The 25,539-nt window shown below is 67.1% G+C and carries 30 protein-coding genes; all 30 read left to right on the top strand.

The features are described 5' to 3' along the window. The first annotated feature begins 387 nt into the window (after positions 1-387). The 30 genes from rpoB (at position 388) to secY (ending at position 25,492) form a co-directional block, all read left to right on the top strand. The gene (gene rpoB, locus KUA19_RS06695; protein WP_217395196.1) at positions 388-3,819 is read left to right on the top strand and encodes a DNA-directed RNA polymerase subunit beta; all 3,432 of its coding nucleotides are present in this window, start codon (positions 388-390) and stop codon (positions 3,817-3,819) included. A gap of 95 nt (positions 3,820-3,914) precedes the next feature. After that, positions 3,915-7,817 carry a DNA-directed RNA polymerase subunit beta' gene (locus KUA19_RS06690; protein ID WP_217395195.1) on the top strand — a complete coding sequence of 1,301 codons (3,903 nt, stop codon included), beginning with the start codon at positions 3,915-3,917 and terminating at the stop codon, positions 7,815-7,817. Between the two features lie 73 nt (positions 7,818-7,890). Beyond that, entirely contained in the window at positions 7,891-8,241 is a 351-nt protein-coding gene (locus KUA19_RS06685) for a hypothetical protein (protein WP_217395194.1), read from the top strand. A 29-nt stretch (positions 8,242-8,270) separates the two neighbouring features. After that, a complete protein-coding gene (locus KUA19_RS06680; RefSeq protein ID WP_308167356.1) occupies positions 8,271-8,825 on the top strand; it encodes a hypothetical protein in 555 nt (184 codons plus the stop codon). 491 nt (positions 8,826-9,316) lie between these two features. Continuing rightward, positions 9,317-9,700, top strand: coding sequence for a 30S ribosomal protein S12 (gene rpsL / locus KUA19_RS06675; RefSeq protein ID WP_120317147.1), 384 nt, complete (start codon positions 9,317-9,319; stop codon positions 9,698-9,700). Then, the gene (gene rpsG / locus KUA19_RS06670; RefSeq protein ID WP_217395193.1) at positions 9,700-10,170 is read left to right on the top strand and encodes a 30S ribosomal protein S7; all 471 of its coding nucleotides are present in this window, start codon (positions 9,700-9,702) and stop codon (positions 10,168-10,170) included. Before rpsL ends, rpsG begins: the two co-directional genes overlap by 1 nt. An 86-nt stretch (positions 10,171-10,256) precedes the next feature. Beyond that, positions 10,257-12,353 (top strand): elongation factor G, encoded by a 2,097-nt coding sequence (gene fusA, locus KUA19_RS06665; RefSeq protein ID WP_217395192.1) that lies wholly within the window; start codon positions 10,257-10,259, stop codon positions 12,351-12,353. A 152-nt stretch (positions 12,354-12,505) separates the two neighbouring features. Beyond that, a complete protein-coding gene (gene tuf, locus KUA19_RS06660) occupies positions 12,506-13,699 on the top strand; it encodes an elongation factor Tu (RefSeq protein ID WP_217395191.1) in 1,194 nt (397 codons plus the stop codon). A 460-nt stretch (positions 13,700-14,159) separates the two neighbouring features. Beyond that, on the top strand, positions 14,160-14,468 hold the full coding sequence (rpsJ, locus tag KUA19_RS06655; RefSeq protein WP_007073037.1) for a 30S ribosomal protein S10: 309 nt from the start codon (positions 14,160-14,162) through the stop codon (positions 14,466-14,468). A gap of 13 nt (positions 14,469-14,481) precedes the next feature. Then, entirely contained in the window at positions 14,482-15,141 is a 660-nt protein-coding gene (gene rplC / locus KUA19_RS06650) for a 50S ribosomal protein L3 (RefSeq protein ID WP_217395190.1), read from the top strand. After that, positions 15,138-15,782, top strand: coding sequence for a 50S ribosomal protein L4 (gene rplD / locus KUA19_RS06645; protein WP_217395189.1), 645 nt, complete (start codon positions 15,138-15,140; stop codon positions 15,780-15,782). Before rplC ends, rplD begins: the two co-directional genes overlap by 4 nt. Next, positions 15,779-16,081, top strand: a complete 303-nt coding sequence (gene rplW, locus KUA19_RS06640) for a 50S ribosomal protein L23 (RefSeq protein WP_212827732.1) — start codon at positions 15,779-15,781, stop codon at positions 16,079-16,081. Before rplD ends, rplW begins: the two co-directional genes overlap by 4 nt. Positions 16,082-16,097: 16 nt before the next feature. Beyond that, complete coding sequence (rplB, locus tag KUA19_RS06635) at positions 16,098-16,937, top strand: 50S ribosomal protein L2 (RefSeq protein WP_217395188.1); 840 nt, start codon at positions 16,098-16,100, stop codon at positions 16,935-16,937. A gap of 13 nt (positions 16,938-16,950) precedes the next feature. Then, on the top strand, positions 16,951-17,232 hold the full coding sequence (gene rpsS, locus KUA19_RS06630) for a 30S ribosomal protein S19 (RefSeq protein ID WP_217395187.1): 282 nt from the start codon (positions 16,951-16,953) through the stop codon (positions 17,230-17,232). A gap of 33 nt (positions 17,233-17,265) precedes the next feature. Next, entirely contained in the window at positions 17,266-17,778 is a 513-nt protein-coding gene (rplV, locus tag KUA19_RS06625) for a 50S ribosomal protein L22 (RefSeq protein ID WP_217395186.1), read from the top strand. Next, positions 17,778-18,608, top strand: a complete 831-nt coding sequence (gene rpsC / locus KUA19_RS06620) for a 30S ribosomal protein S3 (RefSeq protein ID WP_217395185.1) — start codon at positions 17,778-17,780, stop codon at positions 18,606-18,608. The genes rplV and rpsC overlap by 1 nt, the downstream gene beginning before the upstream one ends. Before the next feature lie 3 nt (positions 18,609-18,611). Beyond that, entirely contained in the window at positions 18,612-19,037 is a 426-nt protein-coding gene (gene rplP / locus KUA19_RS06615; protein ID WP_203741717.1) for a 50S ribosomal protein L16, read from the top strand. Further along, positions 19,034-19,264, top strand: a complete 231-nt coding sequence (gene rpmC / locus KUA19_RS06610; RefSeq protein ID WP_217395184.1) for a 50S ribosomal protein L29 — start codon at positions 19,034-19,036, stop codon at positions 19,262-19,264. Before rplP ends, rpmC begins: the two co-directional genes overlap by 4 nt. Positions 19,265-19,269: 5 nt before the next feature. After that, on the top strand, positions 19,270-19,548 hold the full coding sequence (gene rpsQ, locus KUA19_RS06605; protein WP_217395183.1) for a 30S ribosomal protein S17: 279 nt from the start codon (positions 19,270-19,272) through the stop codon (positions 19,546-19,548). Positions 19,549-19,703: 155 nt separating this feature from the next. Continuing rightward, complete coding sequence (gene rplN, locus KUA19_RS06600) at positions 19,704-20,072, top strand: 50S ribosomal protein L14 (RefSeq protein ID WP_203741712.1); 369 nt, start codon at positions 19,704-19,706, stop codon at positions 20,070-20,072. Next, positions 20,069-20,386, top strand: coding sequence for a 50S ribosomal protein L24 (gene rplX, locus KUA19_RS06595; RefSeq protein WP_217395182.1), 318 nt, complete (start codon positions 20,069-20,071; stop codon positions 20,384-20,386). The genes rplN and rplX overlap by 4 nt, the downstream gene beginning before the upstream one ends. Then, positions 20,386-20,955 carry a 50S ribosomal protein L5 gene (rplE, locus tag KUA19_RS06590; protein WP_217395181.1) on the top strand — a complete coding sequence of 190 codons (570 nt, stop codon included), beginning with the start codon at positions 20,386-20,388 and terminating at the stop codon, positions 20,953-20,955. The genes rplX and rplE overlap by 1 nt, the downstream gene beginning before the upstream one ends. A gap of 2 nt (positions 20,956-20,957) precedes the next feature. Next, entirely contained in the window at positions 20,958-21,143 is a 186-nt protein-coding gene (locus KUA19_RS06585) for a type Z 30S ribosomal protein S14 (protein WP_155374087.1), read from the top strand. Positions 21,144-21,213: 70 nt separating this feature from the next. Continuing rightward, complete coding sequence (rpsH, locus tag KUA19_RS06580) at positions 21,214-21,621, top strand: 30S ribosomal protein S8 (protein ID WP_217395180.1); 408 nt, start codon at positions 21,214-21,216, stop codon at positions 21,619-21,621. 12 nt (positions 21,622-21,633) lie between these two features. Beyond that, the gene (gene rplF, locus KUA19_RS06575) at positions 21,634-22,185 is read left to right on the top strand and encodes a 50S ribosomal protein L6 (protein WP_217395179.1); all 552 of its coding nucleotides are present in this window, start codon (positions 21,634-21,636) and stop codon (positions 22,183-22,185) included. Then, the gene (gene rplR / locus KUA19_RS06570; RefSeq protein WP_212827714.1) at positions 22,182-22,571 is read left to right on the top strand and encodes a 50S ribosomal protein L18; all 390 of its coding nucleotides are present in this window, start codon (positions 22,182-22,184) and stop codon (positions 22,569-22,571) included. The genes rplF and rplR overlap by 4 nt, the downstream gene beginning before the upstream one ends. A 17-nt stretch (positions 22,572-22,588) precedes the next feature. Further along, positions 22,589-23,221 carry a 30S ribosomal protein S5 gene (rpsE, locus tag KUA19_RS06565; RefSeq protein WP_217395178.1) on the top strand — a complete coding sequence of 211 codons (633 nt, stop codon included), beginning with the start codon at positions 22,589-22,591 and terminating at the stop codon, positions 23,219-23,221. Between the two features lie 2 nt (positions 23,222-23,223). After that, on the top strand, positions 23,224-23,406 hold the full coding sequence (rpmD, locus tag KUA19_RS06560; protein WP_212827711.1) for a 50S ribosomal protein L30: 183 nt from the start codon (positions 23,224-23,226) through the stop codon (positions 23,404-23,406). Then, positions 23,406-23,849, top strand: coding sequence for a 50S ribosomal protein L15 (gene rplO, locus KUA19_RS06555; protein ID WP_217395177.1), 444 nt, complete (start codon positions 23,406-23,408; stop codon positions 23,847-23,849). Before rpmD ends, rplO begins: the two co-directional genes overlap by 1 nt. 314 nt (positions 23,850-24,163) lie before the next feature. Next, positions 24,164-25,492 (top strand): preprotein translocase subunit SecY, encoded by a 1,329-nt coding sequence (gene secY, locus KUA19_RS06550; RefSeq protein WP_217395176.1) that lies wholly within the window; start codon positions 24,164-24,166, stop codon positions 25,490-25,492. Positions 25,493-25,539 lie beyond the last annotated feature (47 nt).

The following is a 25,539-nucleotide window of genomic DNA, read 5'->3' as shown; positions in this document are numbered from 1 at the left end:
CACCCGACAGGGTGCCCGTCTTTCGCGCTTCTGGCTGCGCATATGGTCGGTCCGTTGCATAGTTGACGCCGTACGTGACACTGGAACCAGCCGTCGGGTCTTGACTGTGACCGCGACGCCAGGCAGTCTTTCTTCAGTACGACCTTCCGAGTTAGTAGCGGCGGGAGTGCGGAGCGTGGCGACACCGATCTGAAGGTGGGCTGGACCACGTTCTGCGGAAGCCTGCCTTTGAGACTCGACAGCGGTCTGTGCTTCGGCTACACTGCTAGTTTGCGCTGCCCTTCGACTTTTCCCGTGCCCAGAATGTCCGATGCCGGATGCTGGTCAGGGGTCGTCGGGATGCTCGCGTAACGGCCGTTGCACCACCGGTCCTCGGAAGGACGTATCTTGGCAGCCTCCCGCCCTGCGAAGACCAGTCGATCGTCGAGCGCGTTCGCTCCTCGCCGGATCTCGTTCGGCAGAATCACCGAACACCTCGAAGTACCAAACCTGCTCGCTATTCAAACCGAGTCTTTCGACTGGCTTGTCGGCAATGAGTCCTGGCAGACCCGTTCGGTGGATCTCGCCGACGCCCGCTCGGGCCTCGCGGAGATCCTCGAGGAGATCAGCCCGATCGAGGACTTCTCCGGCACAATGTCGCTCAGCTTCTCCGACCCGCGCTTCGACGAGGTCAAGGCCTCCATCGAGGAGTGCAAGGAGAAGGACCTCACCTACTGCGCGCCGCTGTTCGTGACGGCGGAGTTCACCAACAACTCGACTGGCGAGATCAAGAGCCAGACCGTGTTCATGGGTGACTTCCCGATGATGACGCCCAAGGGCACTTTCATCATCAACGGCACCGAGCGCATCGTGGTCAGCCAGCTTGTCCGCTCTCCCGGCGTGTACTTCGCCAAGGAGCCGGACAAGACCTCCGACCGCGACCTCTCCAGCGTCAAGGTGATCCCGAGTCGGGGTGCCTGGCTGGAGTTCGACATCGACAAGCGCGACACCGTCGGTGTGCGTATCGACCGCAAGCGCCGCCAGGCGGTCACCGTCCTGCTCAAGGCCATCGGCTGGACCAACGACCAGATCCGTGAGCGGTTCGGCTGGTCCGAGCTGCTCATGACCACGCTGGAGAAGGACCACATCGCCGGCCAGGACGAGGCGCTGCTCGACATCTACCGCAAGCTGCGCCCTGGCGAGCCGCCGACGCGCGAGAACGCCCAGACCCTGCTCGACAACCTCTTCTTCAACCCGAAGCGGTATGACGTAGCCAAGGTCGGTCGCTACAAGTTCAACAAGAAGCTCCAGCTCGAGGTGCCGATCACCACGGGCACGCTGACCGAGGACGACATCGTCGCCACCGTGGAGTACCTGGCTCGCCTGCACGCGGGCGAGGAGGGCTACGAGGCCGACGACATCGACCACTTCGGCAACCGTCGGCTGCGCACCGTCGGCGAGCTGATCCAGAACCAGGTTCGGGTCGGTCTCTCCCGCATGGAGCGCGTCGTGCGCGAGCGCATGACCACGCAGGACGTCGAGGCGATCACGCCGCAGACCCTGATCAACATCCGCCCGGTGGTGGCTGCGATCAAGGAGTTCTTCGGTACGTCGCAGCTGTCGCAGTTCATGGACCAGACCAACCCGCTCGCGGGTCTGACCCACCGTCGCCGTCTGTCGGCGCTCGGCCCGGGTGGTCTGTCGCGTGACCGTGCCGGCTTCGAGGTCCGTGACGTGCACCCGTCGCACTACGGCCGGATGTGCCCGATCGAGACGCCGGAAGGCCCGAACATCGGTCTGATCGGCGCGCTCTCGACGTTCGCGCGGGTCAACCCGTTCGGCTTCGTCGAGACGCCGTACCGCAAGGTCGTCGAGGGCCGGGTCACCGACCAGATCGACTACCTGACCGCGGACGAGGAGGACCGGTTCGTCAAGGCGCAGGCCAACGCCGTGCTGATGGGCGACGGCTCGTTCGCCGAGGACCGCGTCCTGGTCCGCCGTAAGGGCGGTGAGGTCGACTACGTGCCGCCGGCGCAGGTCGACTACATGGACGTGTCGCCGCGGCAGATGGTGTCCGTCGCGACCGCGATGATCCCGTTCCTCGAGCACGACGACGCCAACCGCGCGCTCATGGGCGCGAACATGCAGCGTCAGGCGGTGCCGCTGGTCAAGGCCGAGGCTCCGCTGGTGGGTACGGGTATGGAGTACCGTGCCGCCACCGACGCCGGTGACGTGGTCGTGGCCGAGGTGGGCGGCGTGGTCGAGGACCTGTGCGCCGACTACATCACGGTGCACCAGGACGACGGCTTCCGCCGGACGTACCTGCTGCACAAGTTCCGCCGCTCCAACTCCGGCTCCTGTGTGAACCAGAAGCCGGTGGTGCTGGAGGGTGCCCGCGTCGAGGCCGGTCAGGTCATCGCGGACGGCCCCTGCACCGACAACGGCGAGATGGCGCTCGGCCGCAACCTGCTGGTCGCCTTCATGCCGTGGGAGGGCCACAACTACGAGGACGCGATCATCCTGTCCCAGCGTCTGGTGCAGGAGGACGTGCTCACCTCGATCCACATCGAGGAGCACGAGGTCGACGCCCGCGACACCAAGCTGGGCCCGGAGGAGATCACCCGGGACATCCCGAACGTCTCCGAGGAGATGCTCGCCGACCTCGACGAGCGCGGCATCATCCGCATCGGTGCCGAGGTCGTGCCGGGCGACATCCTGGTCGGCAAGGTCACGCCCAAGGGTGAGACCGAGCTGACCCCGGAGGAGCGCCTGCTGCGCGCGATCTTCGGCGAGAAGGCGCGCGAGGTGCGTGACACCTCGCTGAAGGTGCCGCACGGCGAGACCGGCACGGTCATCGGCGTCCGCACCTTCTCCCGCGAGGACGGCGACGAGCTGCCTCCGGGCGTCAACGAGCTGGTCCGGGTGTACGTGGCCCAGAAGCGCAAGATCCAGGATGGTGACAAGCTCGCCGGCCGCCACGGCAACAAGGGCGTCATCTCCAAGATCCTGCCGGTCGAGGACATGCCGTTCCTGGAGGACGGCAGCCCGGTCGACATCGTGCTCAACCCGCTGGGTGTGCCGGGTCGTATGAACATCGGCCAGGTGCTGGAGGTCCACCTCGGGTGGGTCGCCAAGACCGGTTGGAAGGTCGAGGGCGACGACGCGGAGTGGAAGAAGGCTCTGCGCTCCATCGGGGCGCACGAGGCTGAGGCCAACACCAACGTGGCGACCCCGGTCTTCGACGGCGCGCACGACGACGAGATCGCCGGCCTGCTCAGCAGCACCCTGCCCAACCGGGACGGGCTGCAGCTGATCGGCGAGTCGGGCAAGGCGAAGCTGTTCGACGGCCGGTCGGGCGAGCCGCTGCCGGACCCGATCTCGGTCGGCTACATGTACATCCTCAAGCTGAACCACCTGGTCGACGACAAGATCCACGCTCGGTCGACCGGCCCGTACTCGATGATCACGCAGCAGCCGCTGGGTGGTAAGGCGCAGTTCGGTGGCCAGCGGTTCGGCGAGATGGAGTGCTGGGCCATGCAGGCCTATGGCGCGGCATACGCGCTGCAGGAGCTGCTGACCATCAAGTCCGACGACGTCCTGGGCCGCGTGAAGGTGTACGAGGCCATCGTCAAGGGCGAGAACATCCCCGAGCCGGGCATCCCGGAGTCGTTCAAGGTGCTTCTCAAGGAACTGCAGTCGCTGTGCCTGAACGTCGAGGTGCTGAGCAGCGACGGTGTGGCCCTGGAGATGCGCGAGACCGACGACGAGGTGTTCCGGGCCGCGGAGGAGCTCGGCATCGATCTGTCCCGGCGTGAGCCGAGCAGCGTCGAGGAAGTCTGATGAAGGCGATCCCCGGGGCTGGTCACTCCGCCCCGGGGATCGCTTTCCCCATCAACTGATCCTGACGAAGACACGAGCAAAGAGGGACTTACAACGTGCTCGACGTTAACTTCTTCGATGAGCTTCGAATCGGCCTGGCGGGCGCTGAGGACATCCGGCGCTGGTCGCACGGCGAGGTGAAGAAGCCCGAGACCATCAACTACCGCACCCTGAAGCCCGAGAAGGACGGACTCTTCTGCGAGAAGATCTTCGGTCCGCAGCGGGACTGGGAGTGCTACTGCGGCAAGTACAAGCGGGTGCGCTTCAAGGGCATCGTCTGTGAGCGCTGTGGCGTCGAGGTGACCCGGTCCAAGGTGCGCCGTGAGCGCATGGGTCACATCGAGCTGGCCGCCGCGGTCACCCACATCTGGTACTTCAAGGGCGTGCCGAGCCGGCTGGGTTACCTGCTGGACCTGGCCCCGAAGGACCTCGAGAAGATCATTTACTTCGCCTCGTACGTGATCACGAGCGTGGACGCCGAGGCGCGTCACCGCGACATGAGCACCGTCGAGAACGAGATCTTCGCCGAGAAGCGTCAGGCTGAGAACGCTCGCGACGCCGAGGTCGAGAAGCGTGCGGTCAAGCTCGAGGCCGACCTGGCCGAGCTGGAGGCCGAGGGCGCCAAGGCCGACGTGCGCCGCAAGGTCAAGGAGGCCGGCGAACGCGAGATGCGCCAGATCCGCGACAAGGCGCAGCGCGAGATCGACCGCCTGGACGAGGTGCTGGACACGTTCCGCAAGCTCGACTCCAAGCAGCTGGTCACCGACGAGCTGCTCTACCGCGAGCTGCGCGACCGGTTCGGCGAGTACTTCACCGGTGGCATGGGCGCCGAGGCGATCAAGGCCCTGGTCCAGAACATGGACCTGGAGGCCGAGGCCGAGTTCCTGCGCGAGACCATCCGCTCGGGCAAGGGGCAGCGCAAGCTGCGCGCGCTCAAGCGGCTCAAGGTCGTGGCCGCGTTCCTGTCCACCGGCAACTCGCCGCTGGGCATGGTGCTCGACTGCGTGCCGGTCATCCCGCCGGACCTGCGTCCGATGGTGCAGCTCGACGGTGGCCGCTTCGCGACCTCCGACCTCAACGACCTGTACCGCCGCGTCATCAACCGCAACAACCGCCTCAAGCGTCTGATCGACCTCGGCGCGCCCGAGATCATCGTGAACAACGAGAAGCGGATGCTGCAGGAGGCTGTCGACGCTCTGTTCGACAACGGTCGCCGTGGCCGTCCGGTGACGGGTCCGGGCAACCGCCCGCTCAAGTCGCTGTCCGACATGCTCAAGGGCAAGCAGGGCCGGTTCCGTCAGAACCTGCTCGGCAAGCGCGTGGACTACTCGGGCCGTTCCGTCATCGTCGTCGGCCCGCGGCTGAAGCTGCACCAGTGTGGTCTGCCCAAGCAGATGGCGCTGGAGCTGTTCAAGCCGTTCGTGATGAAGCGGCTGGTCGACCTGAACCACGCCCAGAACATCAAGTCGGCCAAGCGCATGGTCGAGCGTCAGCGCCCGGTCGTGTGGGACGTGCTGGAAGAGGTCATCACCGAGCACCCGGTGCTGCTCAACCGCGCGCCCACGCTGCACCGTCTGGGCATCCAGGCGTTCGAGCCGCAGTTGGTCGAGGGCAAGGCCATCCAGATCCACCCGCTCGTCTGCACCGCCTTCAACGCGGACTTCGACGGTGACCAGATGGCCGTGCACGTGCCGCTGTCCGCCGAGGCCCAGGCCGAGGCGCGCATCCTGATGCTGTCGAGCAACAACATCCTCAAGCCGGCCGACGGCAAGCCGGTGACCATGCCCACCCAGGACATGATCATCGGGCTGTACCACCTGACCCACCAGCGCACGGGCATGCTGGGCGAGGGCCGGGTGTTCAGCTCCGAGGCCGAGGCGATGATGGCGTTCGACAACGGCGAGCTGCACCTGCAGGCGCCGGTGCGGATCCGCCTGCGCGACATCACGTCGGTCGACAACGGCCCGTCGACCGCGGCGTGGACCGCGCCGGAGGGCTGGGAGCAGGGCGAGGCGCTGCTGCTGGACACCACGCTGGGCCGGGTCCTGTTCAACGAGACCCTGCCGGTGGGCTACCGCTTCGTCAACCACGAGGTGCGCAAGAGCCAGCTGTCGGGCATCGTCAACGACCTGGCCGAGCGCTACCCGAAGGTGGCTCTCGCCGCGACGCTGGACGCGCTCAAGGAGGCCGGTTTCCACTGGGCCACCTGGTCGGGCGTGACCATCGGCATGGAGGACGTCATCTCGCCGCCGCGCAAGGGCCAGATCCTGGAGCGGTACGAGAAGGACGCCGAGCGGATCGACAAGTCCTACCAGCGTGGTCTCATGACCGCCGAGGAGCGCCGCAGCGAGCTGATCGAGCTGTGGACCAAGGCGACCACCGAGCTGGCCAAGGAGCTGGACACGGCGCTGCCGCAGGAGAACCCGCTGTGGCGCATGATCCACTCCGGCGCGCGAGGCAACATGCTGCAGCTGCGTCAGATCGCGGCGATCCGTGGTCTGGTGGCCAACCCCAAGGGTGAGATCATCCCGCGGCCGATCAAGTCCTCGTACCGCGAGGGCCTGAGCGTGCTGGAGTACTTCATCTCCACGCACGGTGCCCGCAAGGGTCTGGCCGACACCGCGCTGCGTACCGCCGACTCGGGTTACCTGACCCGTCGTCTGGTGGACGTGTCGCAGGACGTGATCATCCGTGAGGACGACTGCGGCACCGACCGCGCCATCCCGATGGTGATCGGCGCCCGGACCCCGGGTGACCCGAACTCGCCGCTGCACGTGCACGAGCACGCCGAGACCGGGGCGCACGCCCGTACGCTGGCCGAGGACATGTCGGACCCGTCCGGCAAGCTCGTCGCGGCGCGGGGTGTCGACCTCAACTCGATCGTGGTCGACGCGCTGGTCAAGGCCGGGATCGAGACGGTGCGCGTGCGCAGCGTGCTCACCTGCGAGAGCAAGCTCGGCGTCTGCGCGGCCTGCTACGGCCGGTCGCTGCCGGCGGGCAAGCTGGTCGACGTCGGCGAGGCGGTCGGCATCATCGCGGCCCAGTCCATCGGTGAGCCCGGTACCCAGCTGACGATGCGTACCTTCCACACCGGTGGTGCGGCCTCGGGTGAGGACATCACCCAGGGTCTGCCGCGTGTGCAGGAGATCTTCGAGGCGCGTGTGCCCAAGGGCAAGGCGCCGATCGCGGACACTCCGGGACGCATCCGGATCGAGGCCGGAGACCGGTCGAAGAAGATCATCATCGTGCCGGACGACGGCAGCGACGAGATCGTCCACGACAAGATCTCCAACCGCGTGAAGCTGAAGGTGCACGACGGCGCCCACGTGGAGGTCGGCGAGAAGCTCACCGAGGGCACCATCGACCCGCACGAGCTGCTGCGCATCATGGGCCCGCGCGCGGTCCAGGTCCACCTGACCAACGAGGTCCAGGAGGTCTACCGCTCGCAGGGTGTGATGATCCACGACAAGCACATCGAGATCATCATCCGCCAGATGCTCAAGCGCGTGACGATCATCGACTCGGGCGCGACGGAGTTCCTGCCCGGTGTGCTGGTCGACCGGGCGCAGTTCGAGGGTGAGAACCGTCGTCTGGTGTCCGAGGGCGGCGAACCCGCCGCCGGCCGTCCGGTGCTGATGGGTATCACCAAGGCGTCGCTGGCCACCGAGTCGTGGCTCTCGGCCGCCTCCTTCCAGGAGACGACCCGGGTGCTCACCGACGCGGCGATCAACGCGCGCAGTGACTCGCTCATCGGCCTGAAGGAGAACGTGATCATCGGTAAGCTCATCCCGGCTGGTACTGGCATCAGCAAGTACCGCAACGTCCGGGTGGAGCCGACCGAGGAGGCCAAGGCGAAGGTCTACTCGATGACCTCGTACGGCGAGACCGACTACGGCTTCGGGCCGGCCAGCGGTGTCGCGGTGCCTCTGGACGACTTCGACTTCGGCTCGTACCGGTAGCGAGGGCGTCGGATCCCGTCGGGATCCTGAACTGAACAGGTGATCGTGGCGTCACCCGTGTCGTTAGTACGGCATGGGTGACGCCACGATCGTTTTCACCGGCCGCGACCCGGCCGACCCCGACCCGGTCGCCGACAGCAAGGCCACCGCGGCGTTCGGCCTCGGCCTGCTGTCCGCCGTGACCGGCCTGGCGCTGGGTGGAGTGGTGCCGGGGACCATCGCGCTGGCGCTGGCCCGCCAGGCGCGGGCGGAGCTGCGGGACGGCGCGGGCTGGCGCACCGGCGCGGGCCGGGTCCGCTGGGCCGAGCGGCTGGCCTGGCTCGGCCTCGCCCTGGCCGCGATCAGCGCGCTGGCCCTGGCGGTGATGCTGGTGCTGCGCGGGGTGCGCTTCGGACGGCAGGACTTCCCGCCCACGGTCGACTGAGACTCACCGCGCCATGGCAGGATCGCGGTGTGAGCCAGCAACCGCCCCCCATCCCGCAGTGGCCCGCGCAGCCGCCCGTGCCGCAGCCGCAGTGGATGCCGCCGCCGGTGGCGGGTCCGGTGCCGGTGGCCTACCCCGCGCCGACGCGCGTCGAGCTGGTCCCCGGCACGCCGTACGCGGTGGCCGTGCTGCCCGCGCCGTCGAGCTCGTCCGGCGTGGCCATCGGCGCGCTGGTCGCCGGGATCGCCTCGGTGCTGGTCTCGTCCGTGGTGTGGTGCCTGGGGGTGGTCGGCGGCCAGGCGGGCTGGGGCGCGTTGGTGGCGGGCGCCTTCACCGTCCTGTCGGTGCTGCTCGGCGCGGCCGCGGTGGTGCTGGGTCTGGTGGCCCGGCGGCAGATCCGGGCCACGGCCGCGACCGGCCAGGCCAGACTCACCGGGGGCGCCCTGGCGCTGTCCGGCCTGATCTGCGGTGCCGCGGGCATCACGCTGGCGCTCACCGGAGTGCTGGTGGCGACGGTGCTGGGGCTCGGCGACGGCGCTCCTACGACTCCGCGACCTGTGGTCAGCGCCTCACCATCACGGTGACCCCACTCACCGAGGGCCGTCTCGTGCGAGCCCGCCGGGGCGACGAGGTAGACTGATTGCGGAGTTCGTGTCGAAGGCGGAACTGGTTGGGCTGGGGCGCTTTCCCGGCCATCGATGATTCAGTGAAGAGTTCATCGACGGGCGTGGGCTCACCCCGTTTTGACCAGTCGGCCCTTGGTTCGGTACTCTTTCCCCTCGTGCCCGGGCATGCCCCGGGCCCCTCGTGCGTGCACCGAACGCGGGGAGCGAGTCCTTCAGGGCCTCGCAGACCGCGGCACCACGACAACGACAGACTCCGACAGCTCGAGCAATCGAGCCGCCGGGCCCGTGCGCCGGACGACACGCCCGACCGCGGGGGTCGAGTGGCGTCCCGGGTAACACCGTGACAGCACCGATCGCGCAGCAGTTCGGGCCGTGTACGCGGCCTAGGCCACATAAGTTTCCACGGCGAAGGTCGTGGAGAGAACGCAAAAAGGGAGCGGAGAAGCCCGGTGCCCACCATCCAGCAGCTGGTCCGCAAGGGCCGCCAGGCGAAGACGAGCAAGACCAAGACGCCGGCGCTGAAGGGGAGTCCTCAGCGGCGCGGGGTGTGCACGCGTGTGTACACCACGACCCCCAAGAAGCCGAACTCGGCGCTTCGGAAGGTCGCTCGCGTCAAGCTGAGCAGCCAGATCGAGGTGACCGCGTACATTCCCGGCGTCGGCCACAACCTGCAGGAGCACTCCATCGTGCTCGTCCGCGGCGGCCGTGTTAAGGACCTGCCCGGCGTGCGCTACAAGATCATTCGTGGTTCGCTGGACACCCAGGGCGTCCGCAACCGCAAGCAGGCACGTAGCCGCTACGGTGCGAAGCTTGTCAAGGAAGGGAAGAAGTAATGCCGCGTAAGGGCCCCGCGCCGCGCCGGCCGCTGGCCGCTGACCCGGTGTACAGCTCGCCGCTGGTCACCCAGCTGGTGAACAAGATCCTGCTCAACGGCAAGCGTCAGCTCGCTGAGCGAGTGGTGTACGACGCCCTGGAGGGCTGCCGCGAGAAGACCGGCACCGACCCGGTCGTCACGCTCAAGCGCGCCATGGACAACGTCAAGCCGACCCTCGAGGTCCGCAGCCGCCGTGTCGGTGGCGCGACCTACCAGGTGCCGGTCGAGGTGCGTCCGGCTCGCGCCACCACGCTGGGTCTGCGTTGGCTGGTCACCTACTCCCGCGCCCGTCGCGAGAAGACCATGGTCGAGCGGCTCATGAACGAGCTGCTGGACGCCAGCAACGGCCTCGGTGCCGCCGTCAAGCGGCGCGAGGACACCCACAAGATGGCCGAGTCGAACAAGGCCTTCGCTCACTACCGCTGGTGAAACGCCGTGGAGCCGGTCCCGGAACCCGGGCCGGCTCCACACCTTGACTTTCGGGACACCGTTCCCGTTCTTGAAAGGATCGTGAAGTGGCCGCCGCAGACAGCGCCCTCGCCAAGACTCGCAACATCGGCATCATGGCGCACATCGACGCCGGTAAGACCACCACTACCGAGCGGATCCTGTTCTACACCGGCATCACGCACAAGATCGGTGAGGTCCACGAGGGCGCGGCCGTCATGGACTGGATGGAGCAGGAGCAGGAGCGTGGTATCACCATCACCTCCGCTGCTACCAAGTGTGAGTGGAAGGGCCACACGATCCAGATCATCGACACGCCCGGCCACGTCGACTTCACCGTCGAGGTGGAGCGTTCGCTGCGCGTGCTCGACGGCGCCGTCGCGGTCTACGACGGCGTGGCGGGTGTGGAGCCGCAGACCGAGAACGTGTGGCGCCAGGCTGACAAGTACAACGTTCCGCGTATGTGCTTCGTCAACAAGCTGGACCGCACCGGTGCGGACTTCTTCCGCTGCGTCGACATGATGATCACGCGTCTCAACGCGACCCCGCTGGTGCTGCAGATCCCGATCGGTCTCGAGGGCGACCACATCGGCGTCGTGGACCTGCTGGGCATGCGCGCGCTGACCTGGCGTGGCGAGACCCAGAAGGGCGAGGACTACGCCGTCGAGGCGATCCCGGCCGACCTGCAGGCGCAGGCCGACGAGTGGCGCGTCAAGCTGCTCGAGACGCTGTCCGAGGCCGACGACGAGATCATGGAGCGTTACCTCGAGGGCGGCGAGTTCACCGTCGAGGAGCTCAAGGCCGCGATCCGTCGCGCCACCATCGCCGACAAGCTGAACCCGGTCGTCTGCGGCTCCGCCTTCAAGAACAAGGGCGTGCAGCCGATGCTGGACGCCGTGATCGACTTCCTGCCCTCGCCGCTGGACATCCCGGCGATCGACGGCACGCTGATGGACGGGGAGACCCCGGCGGTCCGCCACGCGGACCCGAAGGAGCCCTTCTCCGGCCTGGCCTTCAAGATCCAGACCGACAAGCACCTGGGCAAGCTGACCTACGTGCGCGTCTACTCGGGCACGCTCGAGTCGGGCTCGCCCGTGATCAACTCGACCAAGGACCGCAAGGAGCGGGTCGGCAAGATCTACCAGATGCACGCCAACAAGCGCGAGGAGCGCGCGTCGGCGGGCGCCGGTGACATCATCGCCGTGCAGGGTCTCAAGCAGACCACCACCGGCGACACGCTGTCGGACCCGGCCAACCCGGTGATCCTGGAGTCGATGACCTTCCCGGACCCGGTCATCTCGGTGGCCATCGAGCCGAAGACGAAGGCCGACCAGGAGAAGCTGGGCACCGCGATCCAGAAGCTCGCCGAGGAGGACCCGACCTTCCGCGTGAAGCTCGACGAGGAGACCGGCCAGACCGTCATCTCCGGCATGGGCGAGCTGCACCTGGAGATCCTGGTCGACCGGATGAAGCGCGAGTTCAGCGTCGAGGCCAACGTCGGCAAGCCGCAGGTGGCGTACCGCGAGACCATCCGCCGCACGGTGGACAAGCTCGAGTACACCCACAAGAAGCAGACCGGTGGTTCCGGCCAGTACGCGAGCGTCATCATCGGGCTCGCGCCGCTGCCGCTGGACGCACCCACGAACTACGAGTTCGTCAACGCCGTGACCGGTGGCCGCATCCCGAAGGAGTTCATCCCCTCGGTGGACGCCGGTGCGCAGGACGCCATGCAGTACGGCGTGCTCGCGGGCTACCCGCTGGTCGGCGTCAAGATGACGCTGATCGACGGTAAGTACCACGAGGTCGACTCGTCGGAAATGGCGTTCAAGATCGCCGGTTCGATGGCGCTGAAGGAGGCGGCCCGCAAGGCCGACCCCGCCATCCTCGAGCCGATGATGGCAGTCGAGGTCGTCACCCCCGAGGACAACATGGGTGACGTCATCGGCGACCTGAACTCCCGCCGCGGCATCATCCAGGCGATGGAGGAGCGCGGCGGTGCCCGCGTCGTCCGTGCCCTGGTGCCGCTGTCGGAGATGTTCGGCTACGTCGGCGACCTGCGGTCGAAGACCCAGGGCCGGGCGAGCTACAGCATGGTATTCGACTCCTACGCCGAGGTTCCCGCGAACGTCGCGAAGGAGATCATCGCTAAGGCCACGGGCGAGTGATGTGACAGTGGCGCCGGCCCCGGCCGGCGCCACTGCTGCGAGCTCCACCAGCTCCAGCGAAGGTAAAGCGCCGGCGACCCCGGCGGGCAAAGGTCCTAAGCGCCAGTTGGCGCCGTCGGGCGAACGAACCAACAGTCCACAGGAGGACACCAGTGGCGAAGGCGAAGTTCGAGCGGACTAAGCCGCACGTCAACATCGGCACCATTGGTCACATCGACCACGGTAAGACGACGCTGACGGCGGCCATCACTAAGGTCCTGCACGACAAGTTCCCGGCTCTCAACCCGTACACGCCGTTCGATGAGATCGACAAGGCGCCGGAGGAGAAGGCTCGTGGTATCACGATCTCCATCGCGCACGTCGAGTACCAGACCGAGCAGCGGCACTACGCGCACGTTGACTGCCCGGGTCACGCTGACTACATCAAGAACATGATCACCGGTGCCGCCCAGATGGACGGCGCCATCCTGGTGGTCGCCGCGACCGACGGCCCGATGCCGCAGACCCGCGAGCACGTGCTGCTGGCCCGTCAGGTCGGCGTTCCCTACATCGTCGTGGCGCTCAACAAGAGCGACATGGTGGATGACGAGGAGCTGCTGGACCTGGTCGAGCTCGAGGTTCGCGAGCTGCTGTCGAGCCAGGAGTACCCGGGTGACGACCTGCCGGTCGTCCGGGTCTCCGCGCTCAAGGCGCTCGAGGGCGACGCGAAGTGGTCCGAGGCGCTCATGGGTCTGATGGACGCGGTCGACTCCGCGATCCCGCAGCCCGAGCGTGAGGTCGACAAGCCGTTCCTCATGCCGATCGAGGACGTGTTCACGATCACCGGTCGTGGCACCGTCGTCACCGGTCGTGCCGAGCGTGGCATCCTCAAGCCGAACGAGGAGGTCGAGATCGTCGGCATCCGCGAGAAGTCGATGAAGACCACCTGCACCGGCATCGAGATGTTCCGCAAGCTGCTCGACGAGGCTCGCGCGGGCGAGAACGTCGGTCTGCTGCTGCGCGGTATCAAGCGCGAGGACGTCGAGCGCGGCATGGTCGTGGTCAAGCCTGGCTCGACCACGCCGCACACCGAGTTCGAGGCGTCGGTCTACATCCTCTCCAAGGAGGAGGGTGGCCGTCACACCCCGTTCTTCCAGAACTACCGTCCGCAGTTCTACTTCCGGACCACGGACGTCACCGGCGTCGTCACGCTGCCCGAGGGCACCGAGATGGTCATGCCCGGCGACAACGTGGAGATGAACGTGAAGCTCATCCAGCCGATCGCGATGGAGGAGACCCTCCGCTTCGCGATCCGCGAGGGTGGCCGCACGGTCGGCGCCGGCCGAGTCACCAAGATCCTCAAGTGATCTGAGCGGGCGCCCCGCCTCGGCGGGGCGCCCGCACCAAGAACATGGCCCGCCCGGTGCGCCCAAACGGCGCATCGAGGGACAGCCACGTTCTCTGTACACGCAGGTCGGGCCCGTTTTAGTGAGGCCTGGCACCCTGATTTCACAATGCCGTACCTGGTACGGCATAATGAACAGGTTGCGTTGCGAGCGGTCACCTCGTGTGGGTGGTCCGCGTCGCGCGGCGTCAGAGGAACGAAGACATCGATCCGGGATCACGACCTCGGCTCGAAAGCTCGGGACTCTGGCGGGAAGCTCCTGTGATCGGGCGTGATGCCCGTTGAGCCAAGCGAAGAGCCCCCACCAGGGCGAAAGTCTGGGTCAGCGCGCGACACGCCCGACCGCGGGGGTCGGAGAAGGTCGGTGCGTCGGCAGACTGCGCCGGCGGGGATCGCAATCAGAGAAGGAAACAGAAGCCACCATGGCGGGACAGAAGATCCGCATCCGGCTCAAGGCCTACGACCACGAGGTCGTCGATTCCTCGGCGCGGAAGATCGTCGAGACGGTGACCCGTACCGGGGCGCAGGTTGCTGGCCCGGTGCCACTGCCCACGGAGATCAACCGTTTCTGCGTGATCCGTTCGCCGCACAAGTACAAGGACTCGCGCGAGCACTTCGAGATGCGCACGCACAAGCGTCTGATCGACATCATCGACCCGACCCCCAAGACGGTCGACTCGCTCATGCGACTCGACCTGCCGGCTGGCGTCGACATCGAGATCAAGCTGTAGGGACCGGACACTGATGGACAGGCAAGTTAAGGGCATCCTGGGCGCCAAGCTCGGCATGACCCAGGTCTGGGACAACAACAAGGTAGTCCCGGTCACTGTGGTTCAGGCCGGCCCGTGCGTCGTCACGCAGGTCCGCACCGCGGACAAGGACGGCTACTCGGCCGTCCAGCTGGCCTATGGCGCGATCAACCCGCGCAAGGTGAGCCAGCCGAAGGCCGGTCACTTCGCCAAGGCGAACGTCGCGCCGCGCCGTCACATCGTCGAGCTGCGCACCACCGACGCCGGTGAGTACGAGCTCGGCCAGGAGGTCACCGTGAACACGTTCGCGGCCGGTCAGGCCATCGACGTGACCGGTAAGACCAAGGGCAAGGGCTTCGCCGGTGTCATGAAGCGGCACGGCTTCCACGGCCTCAAGGCGAGCCACGGTGTCGAGCGCAAGCACCGCTCGCCCGGCTCGATCGGCGCTTGCGCCACGCCGGGTCGCGTGTTCAAGGGCGTCCGCATGGCGGGCCGGATGGGTGCCGTGCGCTACACCGCGCAGGGTCTCACCGTGCACGCGGTGGACACCGAGAACAACCTGCTGCTCGTGCGGGGCGCCATTCCCGGCCCCAAGGGTGCGCTGGTGCTCGTGCGCAGCGCCGCGAAGCTGAAGAAGGGTGGTGCGGCGAAGTGACCACGGTTGACGTGATCAGCGCTGCGGGCGCCAAGAACGGCTCGGTCGAGCTGCCCGCGGACGTCTTCGACGTGCAGGCGAACATCGCCCTGATGCACCAGGTCGTCGTGGCCCAGCTGGCCGCCGCGCGCCAGGGCACGCACAAGGCGAAGAGCCGCGGCGAGGTCGCCGGTGGCGGTAAGAAGCCGTACAAGCAGAAGGGCACCGGTCGCGCCCGTCAGGGCTCGATCCGCGCGCCGCAGTTCACCGGTGGTGGCGTCGTCCACGGCCCGGTGCCGCGTGACTACAGCCAGCGGACCCCGAAGAAGATGAAGGCCGCCGCCCTGCGGGGTGCCCTGTCGGACCGGGCCCGCAACGGTCTGGTGCACGTGGTGTCGGCGTTCGTCGACGGCGAGACCCCGTCGACCAAGGCCGCCCTGGCCACGATCAAGGCGACCGCGGGCGAGGTCCGCCGGGTGCTGGTCGTGCTGGGCGCCGAGGACGAGGTCAACTGGGTGAGCCTGCGCAACCTGCCGCAGGTGCACCTGCTCGAGGCCGGGCAGCTGAACACGTACGACGTTCTCGTCAGCGACGCGGTGGTCTTCACCACCGACGCGCTCGAGGAGTTCCTGGGCGTGCCCGCTGAGGAGGGTTCCAAGTGACGACGATTGCCGACCCGCGCGACATCATCGTCGCTCCGGTGGTCTCCGAGAAGAGCTACGGCGAGCTCAACCGCAACTGGTACACCTTCCTGGTGCACCCGGACGCGAACAAGACCGAAATCAAGATCGCTATTCAGCAGATCTTCAATGTTCGGGTGCTGACCGTGAACACGCTCAACCGTGAGGGCAAGCGCAAGCGCACCCGCACCGGCTGGGGTCAGCGCAAGGCGACGAAGCGCGCGATGGTGAAGCTCGCCGATGGCGACCGCATCGAAGCCTTCGGCGGACCGGTGAGCTGAAGGGTTATAGAAGACAATGGGTATCCGTAAGTACAAGCCGACGACGCCCGGTCGCCGTGGCTCCAGCGTCGCCGACTTCACCGAGATCACCCGGTCGACGCCGGAGAAGTCGCTGCTCGTTCCGCTGCCGAAGAAGGGCGGGCGCAACGCGCACGGCCGGATCACCACGCGGCACCAGGGTGGCGGTCACAAGCGTCAGTACCGTCTGATCGACTTCAAGCGGGTGGACAAGGACGGCGTGCCGGCGAAGGTCGCGCACATCGAGTACGACCCCAACCGCACCGCGCGCATCGCGCTGCTGCACTACGTCGACGGCGAGAAGCGCTACATCATCGCGCCGAAGGACATGAAGCAGGGCGACCCGATCGAGTCGGGTCCGGGCGCGGACATCAAGCCGGGCAACAACCTGCCGCTGCGCAACATCCCGGTGGGTACGACCATCCACTGCGTGGAGCTGCGTCCGGGTGGCGGGGCCAAGATGGCCCGCTCGGCCGGTGTCGGCATCCAGCTGCTGGGCCGCGAGGACGACTACGCCACCCTGCGTATGCCGTCGGGCGAGATCCGGAAGGTCGACGTGCGCTGTCGCGCCACCGTCGGCGAGATCGGCAACGCCGAGCAGTCGAACATCAACTGGGGCAAGGCCGGCCGTATGCGGTGGAAGGGCAAGCGCCCGACCGTCCGTGGTGTCGCCATGAACCCGGTCGACCACCCGCACGGTGGTGGTGAGGGCAAGACCTCCGGCGGTCGCCACCCGGTCAACCCGCAGGGTAAGCCCGAGGGCCGTACCCGTAAGAAGGGCCAGGCCAGCGACAAGCTGATCGTCCGCCGCCGCTACGCGAACCGCAAGCGCGGGTAAGGGAGACTGACACATGCCTCGCAGCCTTAAGAAGGGCCCCTTCATCGACGACCACCTGCTCAAGAAGGTGGAAGTGCAGAACGAGAAGGGCACCAAGAACGTCATCAAGACCTGGTCGCGCCGCTCGACCATCGTGCCGGAGATGCTGGGTCACACCATCGCCGTGCACGACGGCCGCAAGCACATCCCGGTCTTCGTGTCGGAGGCGATGGTCGGGCACAAGCTCGGCGAGTTCGCGCTGACCCGCACGTTCAAGGGTCACGAGAAGGACGACCGGAAGAGCCGCCGTCGCTGACGGCGGACCGCATAAGGAACAAGGGGAAACACGATGCCAACGAATGACGCGCAGGCCGCGCCGGGCGCCCGTGCGGTCGCCCGCCACGTGCGCCTGTCCGCCAGCAAGGCGCGCCGTGTGGTCAACCTCGTTCGCGGTCTGCCCGCGAAGGAGGCACTGACGGTGCTGCAGTTCGCGCCGCAGGCCGCGAGCGAGCCGGTGTACAAGGTGCTGGCGAGCGCCATCGCGAACGCCGAGAACAACGAGCGCCTCGACCCGGACGCGTTGCTGGTCAGCGCGGCGTACGTCGACGAGGGCCCGACGCTGAAGCGGTTCCGGCCGCGGGCGCAGGGCCGGGCGTACCGGATCCGCAAGCGCACGTGCCACATCACCGTCGAGGTGGAGGCCGTCGCGCCGAAGGCTCCGGTCCGCAAGGCCACCGCCGCCGCGAAGGCGACGCCGGCCAAGGCTGAGGCGGCTCCGGCCGCGCCGGCCAAGGCTGCCAAGGCCACCAAGGCCAAGAAGGCCGCCGACGCCCCGGTTGCCGAGCAGGAGGAGACCAACTAATGGGTCAGAAGGTTCACCCGATTGGGTTCCGGCTCGGCATCTCGACCGACTGGAAGTCCCGCTGGTACGCCGACAAGCTGTACAAGGACTACATCGGCGAGGACGTCAAGATCCGTCGCATGATGGCCAAGGGCCTGGAGCGCGCCGGTATCAGCAAGGTCGAGATCGAGCGGACCCGTGACAAGGTGCGCATCGACATCCACACCGCCCGGCCGGGCATTGTCATCGGCCGTAAGGGTGCGGAGGCCGACCGCCTGCGTGGCGAGCTGGAGAAGCTCACCCAGAAGCAGGTTCAGCTGAACATCCTCGAGGTCAAGAACCCCGAGTCGGACGCGCAGCTGGTGTCGCAGGGCATCGCCGAGCAGCTCACGGGCCGCGTGGCGTTCCGCCGCGCGATGCGTAAGGCGATCCAGTCGGCGATGAAGAACCCGATGGTCAAGGGCATCCGGGTGCAGGTCTCGGGCCGCCTCGGCGGCGCGGAGATGAGCCGCACGGAGTTCTACCGTGAGGGTCGGGTGCCGCTGCACACGCTGCGCGCCAACATCGAGTACGGCTTCTTCGAGGCGCGTACCACCTTCGGCCGCATCGGCGTGAAGGTGTGGATCTACAAGGGTGACGCTGTGCCGGGTCGCGAGACTCCGGCCGAGTCCGCGGGTCGTCCGCGTCGCCAGGAGCGGGGCGGTGAGCGGTCCGAGCGTCCGCGCCGTGGCCGTTCGGGTGCGACTGGCACGACCGGTGCGGGCACCGAGGCCGGCCGCGCGGCCGCCGCGGAGCTCACCAAGGACAACGCCGACGCGGCTCCGGCCGTGGCGGTTGAGCAGGAGGGCTGAACAATGCTGATGCCGCGTAAGCCTCCGAATGGCTTCCGCAAGCCGCATCACCCCGACCGTTCCGGTCGGAGCAAGGGCGGCAACCGGGTGGTGTTCGGCGAGTTCGGCATTCAGGCGCTCGAGCCGGCGTACGTCACCAACCGGCAGATCGAGTCGGCACGTATCGCCATGACCCGTCACATCCGTCGTGGTGGCAAGGTCTGGATCACGGTCTTCCCGGACCAGGCCCTGACCAAGAAGCCCGCCGAAACCCGCATGGGTTCCGGTAAGGGCTCGCCCGAGTGGTGGGTGGCGAACGTCAAGCCGGGACGCATTCTCTTCGAGATGGCGTTCCCGAACGAGGAGACTGCTCGTGAGGCCATGCGCCGCGCGATCCACAAGCTCCCGATGAAGTGCCGAATCGTGAAGCGCGAAGTGGGTGAGGCGTGATGGCGGGCACCAAGGCCGTCGAGCTGCGTGAGTTCTCCGGCGAGGAGCTGGTCACGAAGCTGCGCGAGGCCAAGGCGGAGCTGTTCAACCTCCGCGTGCAGGGCGCGACCGGACAGCTCGACAACAACCGTCGGCTGGACGTGGTGCGTCGGGAGATCGCCCGGATCTACACGATCATGCGCGAGCGTGAGCTGGGGCTCTCGGCCGCGCCTACTGAGGTGGCGTAACGAACATGAGCGAGACCAACGAGAACGCTGTCGAGCGCAACCGGCGTAAGGTTCGTGAGGGCCTGGTCGTCAGCGACAAGATGGACAAGACCGTCGTCGTGGCGGTCGAGGACCGGGTCAAGCACTCGCTGTACGGCAAGGTTCTCCGCCGTACCGCGAAGCTGAAGGCGCACGACGAGCAGAACGCGTGCGGCATCGGCGACCGGGTGCTGCTCATGGAGACCCGTCCGCTGTCCGCCACCAAGCGGTGGCGCGTGGTGGAGATCCTCGAGAAGGCCAAGTGACCCTGCCACCGGCAGGTTCGCCGGCCGCCTAGCGGCCGAAGATCAGATAGCTGGACGGGGCGTCCTGTGGGGCGCCCCGGAAGGTTCGAGTTCCGCCAGGCTCCGCCCGTTCGACCCCGAACGGGCGGAGAACCGGCAGACATACAGGAGTTGACGTGATCCAGCAGGAGTCGCGACTGCGAGTCGCCGACAACACGGGTGCCCGGGAGATTCTCTGCATCCGCGTTCTCGGTGGTTCGGGTCGGCGCTACGCGAGCATCGGCGACGTCATCGTGGCCACCGTCAAGGACGCCATCCCCGGTGCCGGTGTGAAGAAGGGCGACGTCGTCAAGGCGGTCGTCGTCCGCACCGTCAAGGAGCGGCGCCGTCCGGACGGCTCGTACATCCGGTTCGACGAGAACGCCGCCGTCATCATCAAGGACGGTGGGGACCCGCGCGGTACCCGCATCTTCGGCCCGGTGGGCCGCGAGCTGCGTGACAAGCGCTTCATGAAGATCATCAGCCTTGCCCCGGAGGTGTTGTGACCATGAAGGTCAAGAAGGGCGACAAGGTCAAGGTCATCGCCGGCAAGGACAAGGGCAAGGAGGGTACGGTCCTCGCGGCCTACCCCCGGACCGAGAAGATCCTGGTCGAAGGCGTTAACCGGATCACCAAGCACGAGAAGATCCGGACCACCCAGCGTGGTGCCAAGACCGGCGGCATCGTGACCCAGGAGGCGGCTATCCACGTCTCCAACGTCATGCTGCTCGAGGACGGCAAGCCCGTCCGCGTCGGTTACAAGATTGACGAGAGCGGCGTGAAGGTCCGGATCTCGCGTCGTACTGGCAAGGAGCTGTGATGTCGACGGCGACCGAGACCAAGAGCATGCCGCGTCTCAAGGAGCGTTACCGCGCCGAGATCGCCGGCCAGCTGCGCGAGCAGTTCGGCTTCGCGAACCCGATGCAGGTGCCGGGCCTTGTCAAGATCGTGGTCAACATGGGCGTCGGCGAGGCGGCCCGTGACTCGAAGAAGATCGACGGTGCGGTCAAGGACATCACCGCGATCACCGGCCAGAAGCCGCAGATCCGCCGGGCGACCAAGTCCATCGCGCAGTTCAAGCTGCGTGAGGGCATGCCGATCGGTGTCAAGGTGACGCTGCGCGGTGACCGGATGTGGGAGTTCCTCGACCGACTGCTGTCGATCGCGCTGCCCCGTATCCGCGACTTCCGCGGTCTCGACGGGCGCAAGCTCGACGGGCACGGCAACTACACCTTCGGTCTGACCGAGCAGTCGGTTTTCCACGAGATCGACCAGGACCGGATCGACGCGGTCCGCGGTATGGACATCACGCTGGTGACCACCGCCAAGACCGACGATGAGGGCCGGGCGCTGCTGAAGCTCCTGGGCTTCCCGTTCAAGGAGAACTGAGCATGGCCAAGAAGGCGCTGATCATCAAGGCTGCGGCCAAGCCGAAGTTCGCGGTGCGCGCATACACCCGGTGCCAGAAGTGCGGCCGGCCGAAGGCCGTCTACCGCAAGTTCGGGCTCTGCCGTGTCTGTGTTCGGGAGATGGCCCACCGCGGTGAGCTTCCCGGCGTGTCCAAGGCTTCCTGGTAAATCCAAGGCTTCCCCTTCGCCGTAGGCCCGGCACTGACCTGGGAACCGCGGCGAGAAAGGCTGATAAACAATGACGATGACCGACCCGATTGCAGACATGCTCACGCGTCTGCGCAACGCCAACCAGGCGTACCACGACAAGGTGACGATGCCCTACTCGAAGATCAAGGCGAGCATCGCCGAGGTCCTCAAGGCCGAGGGTTACATCGCCAACTGGATCGTGGAAGAGCCCACCGAGGGCGCCGTCGGCAAGAGCCTGACCGTCGACCTGAAGTTCGGCCCGAACCGGGAGCGGAGCCTGGCCGGCATCCGGCGAGTCTCCAAGCCCGGCCTGCGGGTTTACGCCAAGTCTCCGGAGCTGCCCCGAGTGCTGGGTGGCCTGGGTGTGGCGATCATTTCGACGTCTCAGGGGCTGCTCACCGACCGGCAGGCCCGTAAGCGCGGGGTGGGCGGGGAAGTCCTCGCCTACGTCTGGTGAGGAAGGTCTGCAATGTCGCGAATCGGACGTAAGCCGATCCCGGTGCCTTCCGGCGTCGAGATCACCATCAACGGCCAGACCGTCAAGGTCAAGGGCCCCAAGGGCGAGCTCCAGCACACGCTGAGCGAGCCGATCGTCGCCGAGCGCGGTGAGAGCGGCGAGCTGCTCGTCACCCGCCCGAACGACGAGCGCCGCGCCAAGGAACTGCACGGCCTCTCCCGTACCCTCGTCGCCAACATGATCGTCGGCGTCACCGAGGGCTACAAGAAGAGCCTGGAGATCAACGGCACGGGTTACCGCGTCACGGCCAAGGGCGCCGACCTCGAGTTCGCGCTCGGGTTCTCGCACCCCGTGATCGTCAACCCGCCGGAAGGCATCACCTTCGCGGTGGAGCGGCCGACGCTGTTCCACATCTCCGGCATCGACAAGCAGCTTGTCGGTGAGGTCGCGGCCAACATCCGGAAGATCCGTCCGCCGGAGCCGTACAAGGGCAAGGGCGTCAAGTACCAGGGCGAGGTCATCCGTCGTAAGGCCGGTAAGGCTGGAAAGGCAGGTAAGAAGTGAGCGCCACGCTGCTCAAGCGCCGTAACGGTGTCGGCGCCAAGCGCGCTGTCGGGAAGGCGCGTCGCCACTTCCGCATCCGCCGGAACCTCAACGGCACGGCCGAGCGTCCCCGCCTGGTCGTCACCCGTTCGCTGCGCCACATCTGGGTCCAGATCGTGGACGACACCAAGGGTCACACCGTGGCGTCGGCTTCGAGCATGGACGCGTCCATCCGGGGCGGCGAGGGCGACAAGAGCGCCATCGCCGGCAAGGTTGGTGCGCTCATCGCCGACCGGGCCAAGGCCGCCGGCATCACCAAGGTCGTCTTCGACCGCGGTGGCAACCGCTACGCGGGCCGCATCGCGGCTCTGGCGGACGCCGCTCGCGGTGCCGGACTCGAGTTCTAGGAAAGGTGGCTGGGATAATGCCAGGACCACAGCGCCGGGGCACGGGTTCCGGTAACACTGAGGGCGGCGGCGAGGGTCGCGGTCGCGGCGAGCGTCGCGGTCGCGGCGAAGGCCGCGGCAACGCGCCGGTCGAGAAGACTCCTCACCTCGAGCGGGTCGTCACGATCAACCGCGTGGCCAAGGTCGTCAAGGGCGGTCGTCGGTTCAGCTTCACCGCGCTGGTCATCGTCGGTGACGGCGAGGGCAACGTCGGCGTCGGCTACGGCAAGGCCAAGGAGGTGCCCGCGGCGATCGCCAAGGGCGTCGAGGAGGCCAAGAAGCACTTCTTCCGGGTTCCCCGGATCGGCAGCACCATCCCGCACCCGGTGCAGGGTGAGGCGGCTGCCGGTGTGGTGCTGCTGAAGCCGGCCAGCGCCGGTACCGGTGTCATCGCCGGTGGTCCGGTGCGTGCCGTGCTGGAGTGCGCGGGCATCCACGACGTGCTGTCGAAGAGCCTCGGCTCCTCGAACCCGATCAACATCGTGCACGCGACCGTGGCCGCGCTCAAGATGCTGGAGTCCCCGGAGGCCATCGCGGCACGCCGCGGGCTGCCGGTCGAGGACGTCGCGCCGGCCGCGCTGCTGGCCGCGCGTGCGGGAGCGGGTGCGTAACGATGGCACGTTTGAAGGTCACCCAGCTGCGGTCTGAGATCGGGTGCAAGCGCAACCAGCGCGAGTCGCTGCGTTCGCTCGGGCTCAAGCGGATCAACGACGTGGTGGTGAAAGAGGACCGTCCCGAGATTCGGGGCATGATCTTCGCGGTCAACCACCTCGTGAAGGTCGAGGAGGTTGAGTAATGACGATCAAGATCCACCACCTCCGCCCGGCGCCCGGGTCCAAGACTGCCAAGACCCGTCTGGGTCGTGGTGAGGGCTCCAAGGGCAAGACCGCCGGTCGCGGTACCAAGGGTACGAAGGCCCGCTACCAGGTGAAGCCGTCGTTCGAGGGTGGGCAGATGCCCATTCACATGCGACTGCCGAAGCTGAAGGGCTTCCGCAACAAGTTCAAGGTCGTGTTCCAGGTGGTCAACCTGGACCGGCTCGCCGAGCTGTTCCCCAACGGCGGCCAGGTTGGCCCGCTGGAGATGGTCGAGGTCGGCGCGGTCCGCAAGGGCCAGCCGATCAAGGTGCTCGGCACCGGTGAGCTGGGCGGCGTGAAGCTCGAGGTGAAGGCGCACGCATTCAGCGCCTCCGCCAAGGAGAAGATCGCTGCCGCCGGCGGCTCTGCGACGGAGCTGTAGGACGACAGGCAAGAAGTGGCGCCCGACCGCATTGTTGGTCGGGCGCCACTGCCGCCTATGGGCTCTTCCGGTGGGCATTCCGACCGGCAGGGCCTACGCTGGCACGGGCGGGCCTAGGCTGGCACAGATATGTGCGGCGCAGACCTGACCATTGAGGGTCGGGACTGTTAGAGTCCGATCCCAGCTACGCGTAGACTGCGCGTGGCACGGTTGCGGCCGCCTTTCAGACGGACGGCCCATACCACAACTTGAAAAACCCGTTCCGCCCCTTAATCAGCCCACCGGCCCCCGGTGCCGCGCGCAGGAGGAAGAAGTTGCTCTCCGCTTTTGTCAGTGCGTTCAAGACGCCTGACCTGCGCAAGAAGATCTTGTTCACACTCGGGATCATCGCGATCTACCGACTCGGTGCCACGCTGCCCAGCCCCGGCGTTTCGTACGGGAACGTGCAGAAGTGCATCGAGGCGATGCAGGCCGGTGCCGACAACGGGGTCTTCACGCTGCTCAACCTCTTCTCCGGCGGCGCGCTGCTGTCCCTGTCGGTCTTCGCGCTCGGCATCATGCCGTACATCACCGCGTCGATCATCCTGCAGCTGCTCACGGTCGTGATCCCGCGACTCGAGGCGCTGCGCAAGGAGGGCCAGGCGGGCCAGGCGAAGATCACGCAGTACACCCGTTACCTGACCCTGGGTCTGGCGGTGCTGCAGTCCTCGGCCTTCGTGGCGCTCGCCAAGTCGGGTCAGCTGTTCCAGGGCGCCTGCGACCAGTGGCCGATCGTGCCGCAGACCTCGCTGCCCGGGTGGGCCACCCTGACCGCCCTGGTGGTCACCATGACCGCCGGCACCGGTGTGGTCATGTGGCTCGGTGAGCTCATCACCGACCGCGGCGTCGGCAACGGCATGTCCGTCCTGATCTTCACCTCGATCGCGGCCCGCCTCCCCAGCGAGGGTTGGACCCTGGTCAAGTCGAAGGGCTGGCCCGCCTTCTTCGGCGTGCTCGGTCTGGTCGTCGTGGTCATCGCGCTCGTGGTCTACATCGAGCAGGCGCAGCGCCGCATCCCGGTGCAGTACGCCAAGCGCATGGTCGGCCGGCGCATGTACGGCGGCACCTCGACCTACATCCCGCTGAAGGTCAACCAGGCGGGTGTCATCCCGGTCATCTTCGCGTCGTCGCTGCTCTACCTGCCGACGCTGGTGCTGCAGTTCATGGACAAGAACAACCCCGGCCCGTTCTACACCTGGGTGAGCCGCTACCTGGCCAGCCCGGCGTCGTGGAGCTACATCGCGCTGTACTTCGTCCTGATCATCTTCTTCACCTACTTCTACGTCTCGATCACGTTCAACCCGACCGAGATCGCGGACAACATGAAGAAGTACGGCGGCTTCGTGCCGGGTATCCGTCCGGGCAAGCCCACCGCCGACTACCTCGACTTCATCCTCAGCCGGATCACCCTCCCCGGCGCGCTGTACCTCGGCATCATCGCCGTCCTGCCGAACCTGTTCTTCCGCTGGCTGGACGCGACGAGCTACCAGAACTTCCCGTTCGGCGGCACCGCGGTGCTGATCATGGTCGGTGTGGGTCTGGAGACGGTCAAGCAGATCGAGAGCCAGCTGATGCAGCGAAGCTACGAGGGATTCCTTCGATGATCATCCGGGCGCATCGGGTCGGTGGCGCGTTCGCGCGTCACCGGCTC

Origin of the sequence: Catellatospora tritici (assembly GCF_019083965.1) — a bacterium.
Taxonomy (GTDB): Bacteria; Actinomycetota; Actinomycetes; order Mycobacteriales; family Micromonosporaceae; genus Catellatospora; species Catellatospora tritici.
This window is presented reverse-complemented; position numbering and strand designations above follow the sequence as displayed.

Excerpts from the sequence above, each read along its gene's own strand:
- KUA19_RS06685 (WP_217395194.1), top strand. The coding sequence starts at position 7,891 with ATGGGTGACGCCACGATCGTTTTCACCGGCCGCGACCCGGCCGACCCC.
- rpsG (WP_217395193.1), top strand. The coding sequence starts at position 9,700 with ATGCCGCGTAAGGGCCCCGCGCCGCGCCGGCCGCTGGCCGCTGACCCG.
- rpsJ (WP_007073037.1), top strand. The coding sequence starts at position 14,160 with ATGGCGGGACAGAAGATCCGCATCCGGCTCAAGGCCTACGACCACGAG.
- rplC (WP_217395190.1), top strand. The coding sequence starts at position 14,482 with ATGGACAGGCAAGTTAAGGGCATCCTGGGCGCCAAGCTCGGCATGACC.
- rplB (WP_217395188.1), top strand. The coding sequence starts at position 16,098 with ATGGGTATCCGTAAGTACAAGCCGACGACGCCCGGTCGCCGTGGCTCC.
- rpsS (WP_217395187.1), top strand. The coding sequence starts at position 16,951 with ATGCCTCGCAGCCTTAAGAAGGGCCCCTTCATCGACGACCACCTGCTC.
- rplV (WP_217395186.1), top strand. The coding sequence starts at position 17,266 with ATGCCAACGAATGACGCGCAGGCCGCGCCGGGCGCCCGTGCGGTCGCC.
- rpsC (WP_217395185.1), top strand. The coding sequence starts at position 17,778 with ATGGGTCAGAAGGTTCACCCGATTGGGTTCCGGCTCGGCATCTCGACC.
- rplP (WP_203741717.1), top strand. The coding sequence starts at position 18,612 with ATGCTGATGCCGCGTAAGCCTCCGAATGGCTTCCGCAAGCCGCATCAC.
- rpsQ (WP_217395183.1), top strand. The coding sequence starts at position 19,270 with ATGAGCGAGACCAACGAGAACGCTGTCGAGCGCAACCGGCGTAAGGTT.
- rplE (WP_217395181.1), top strand. The coding sequence starts at position 20,386 with ATGTCGACGGCGACCGAGACCAAGAGCATGCCGCGTCTCAAGGAGCGT.
- KUA19_RS06585 (WP_155374087.1), top strand. The coding sequence starts at position 20,958 with ATGGCCAAGAAGGCGCTGATCATCAAGGCTGCGGCCAAGCCGAAGTTC.
- rpsH (WP_217395180.1), top strand. The coding sequence starts at position 21,214 with ATGACGATGACCGACCCGATTGCAGACATGCTCACGCGTCTGCGCAAC.
- rplF (WP_217395179.1), top strand. The coding sequence starts at position 21,634 with ATGTCGCGAATCGGACGTAAGCCGATCCCGGTGCCTTCCGGCGTCGAG.
- rpsE (WP_217395178.1), top strand. The coding sequence starts at position 22,589 with ATGCCAGGACCACAGCGCCGGGGCACGGGTTCCGGTAACACTGAGGGC.
- rpmD (WP_212827711.1), top strand. The coding sequence starts at position 23,224 with ATGGCACGTTTGAAGGTCACCCAGCTGCGGTCTGAGATCGGGTGCAAG.
- rplO (WP_217395177.1), top strand. The coding sequence starts at position 23,406 with ATGACGATCAAGATCCACCACCTCCGCCCGGCGCCCGGGTCCAAGACT.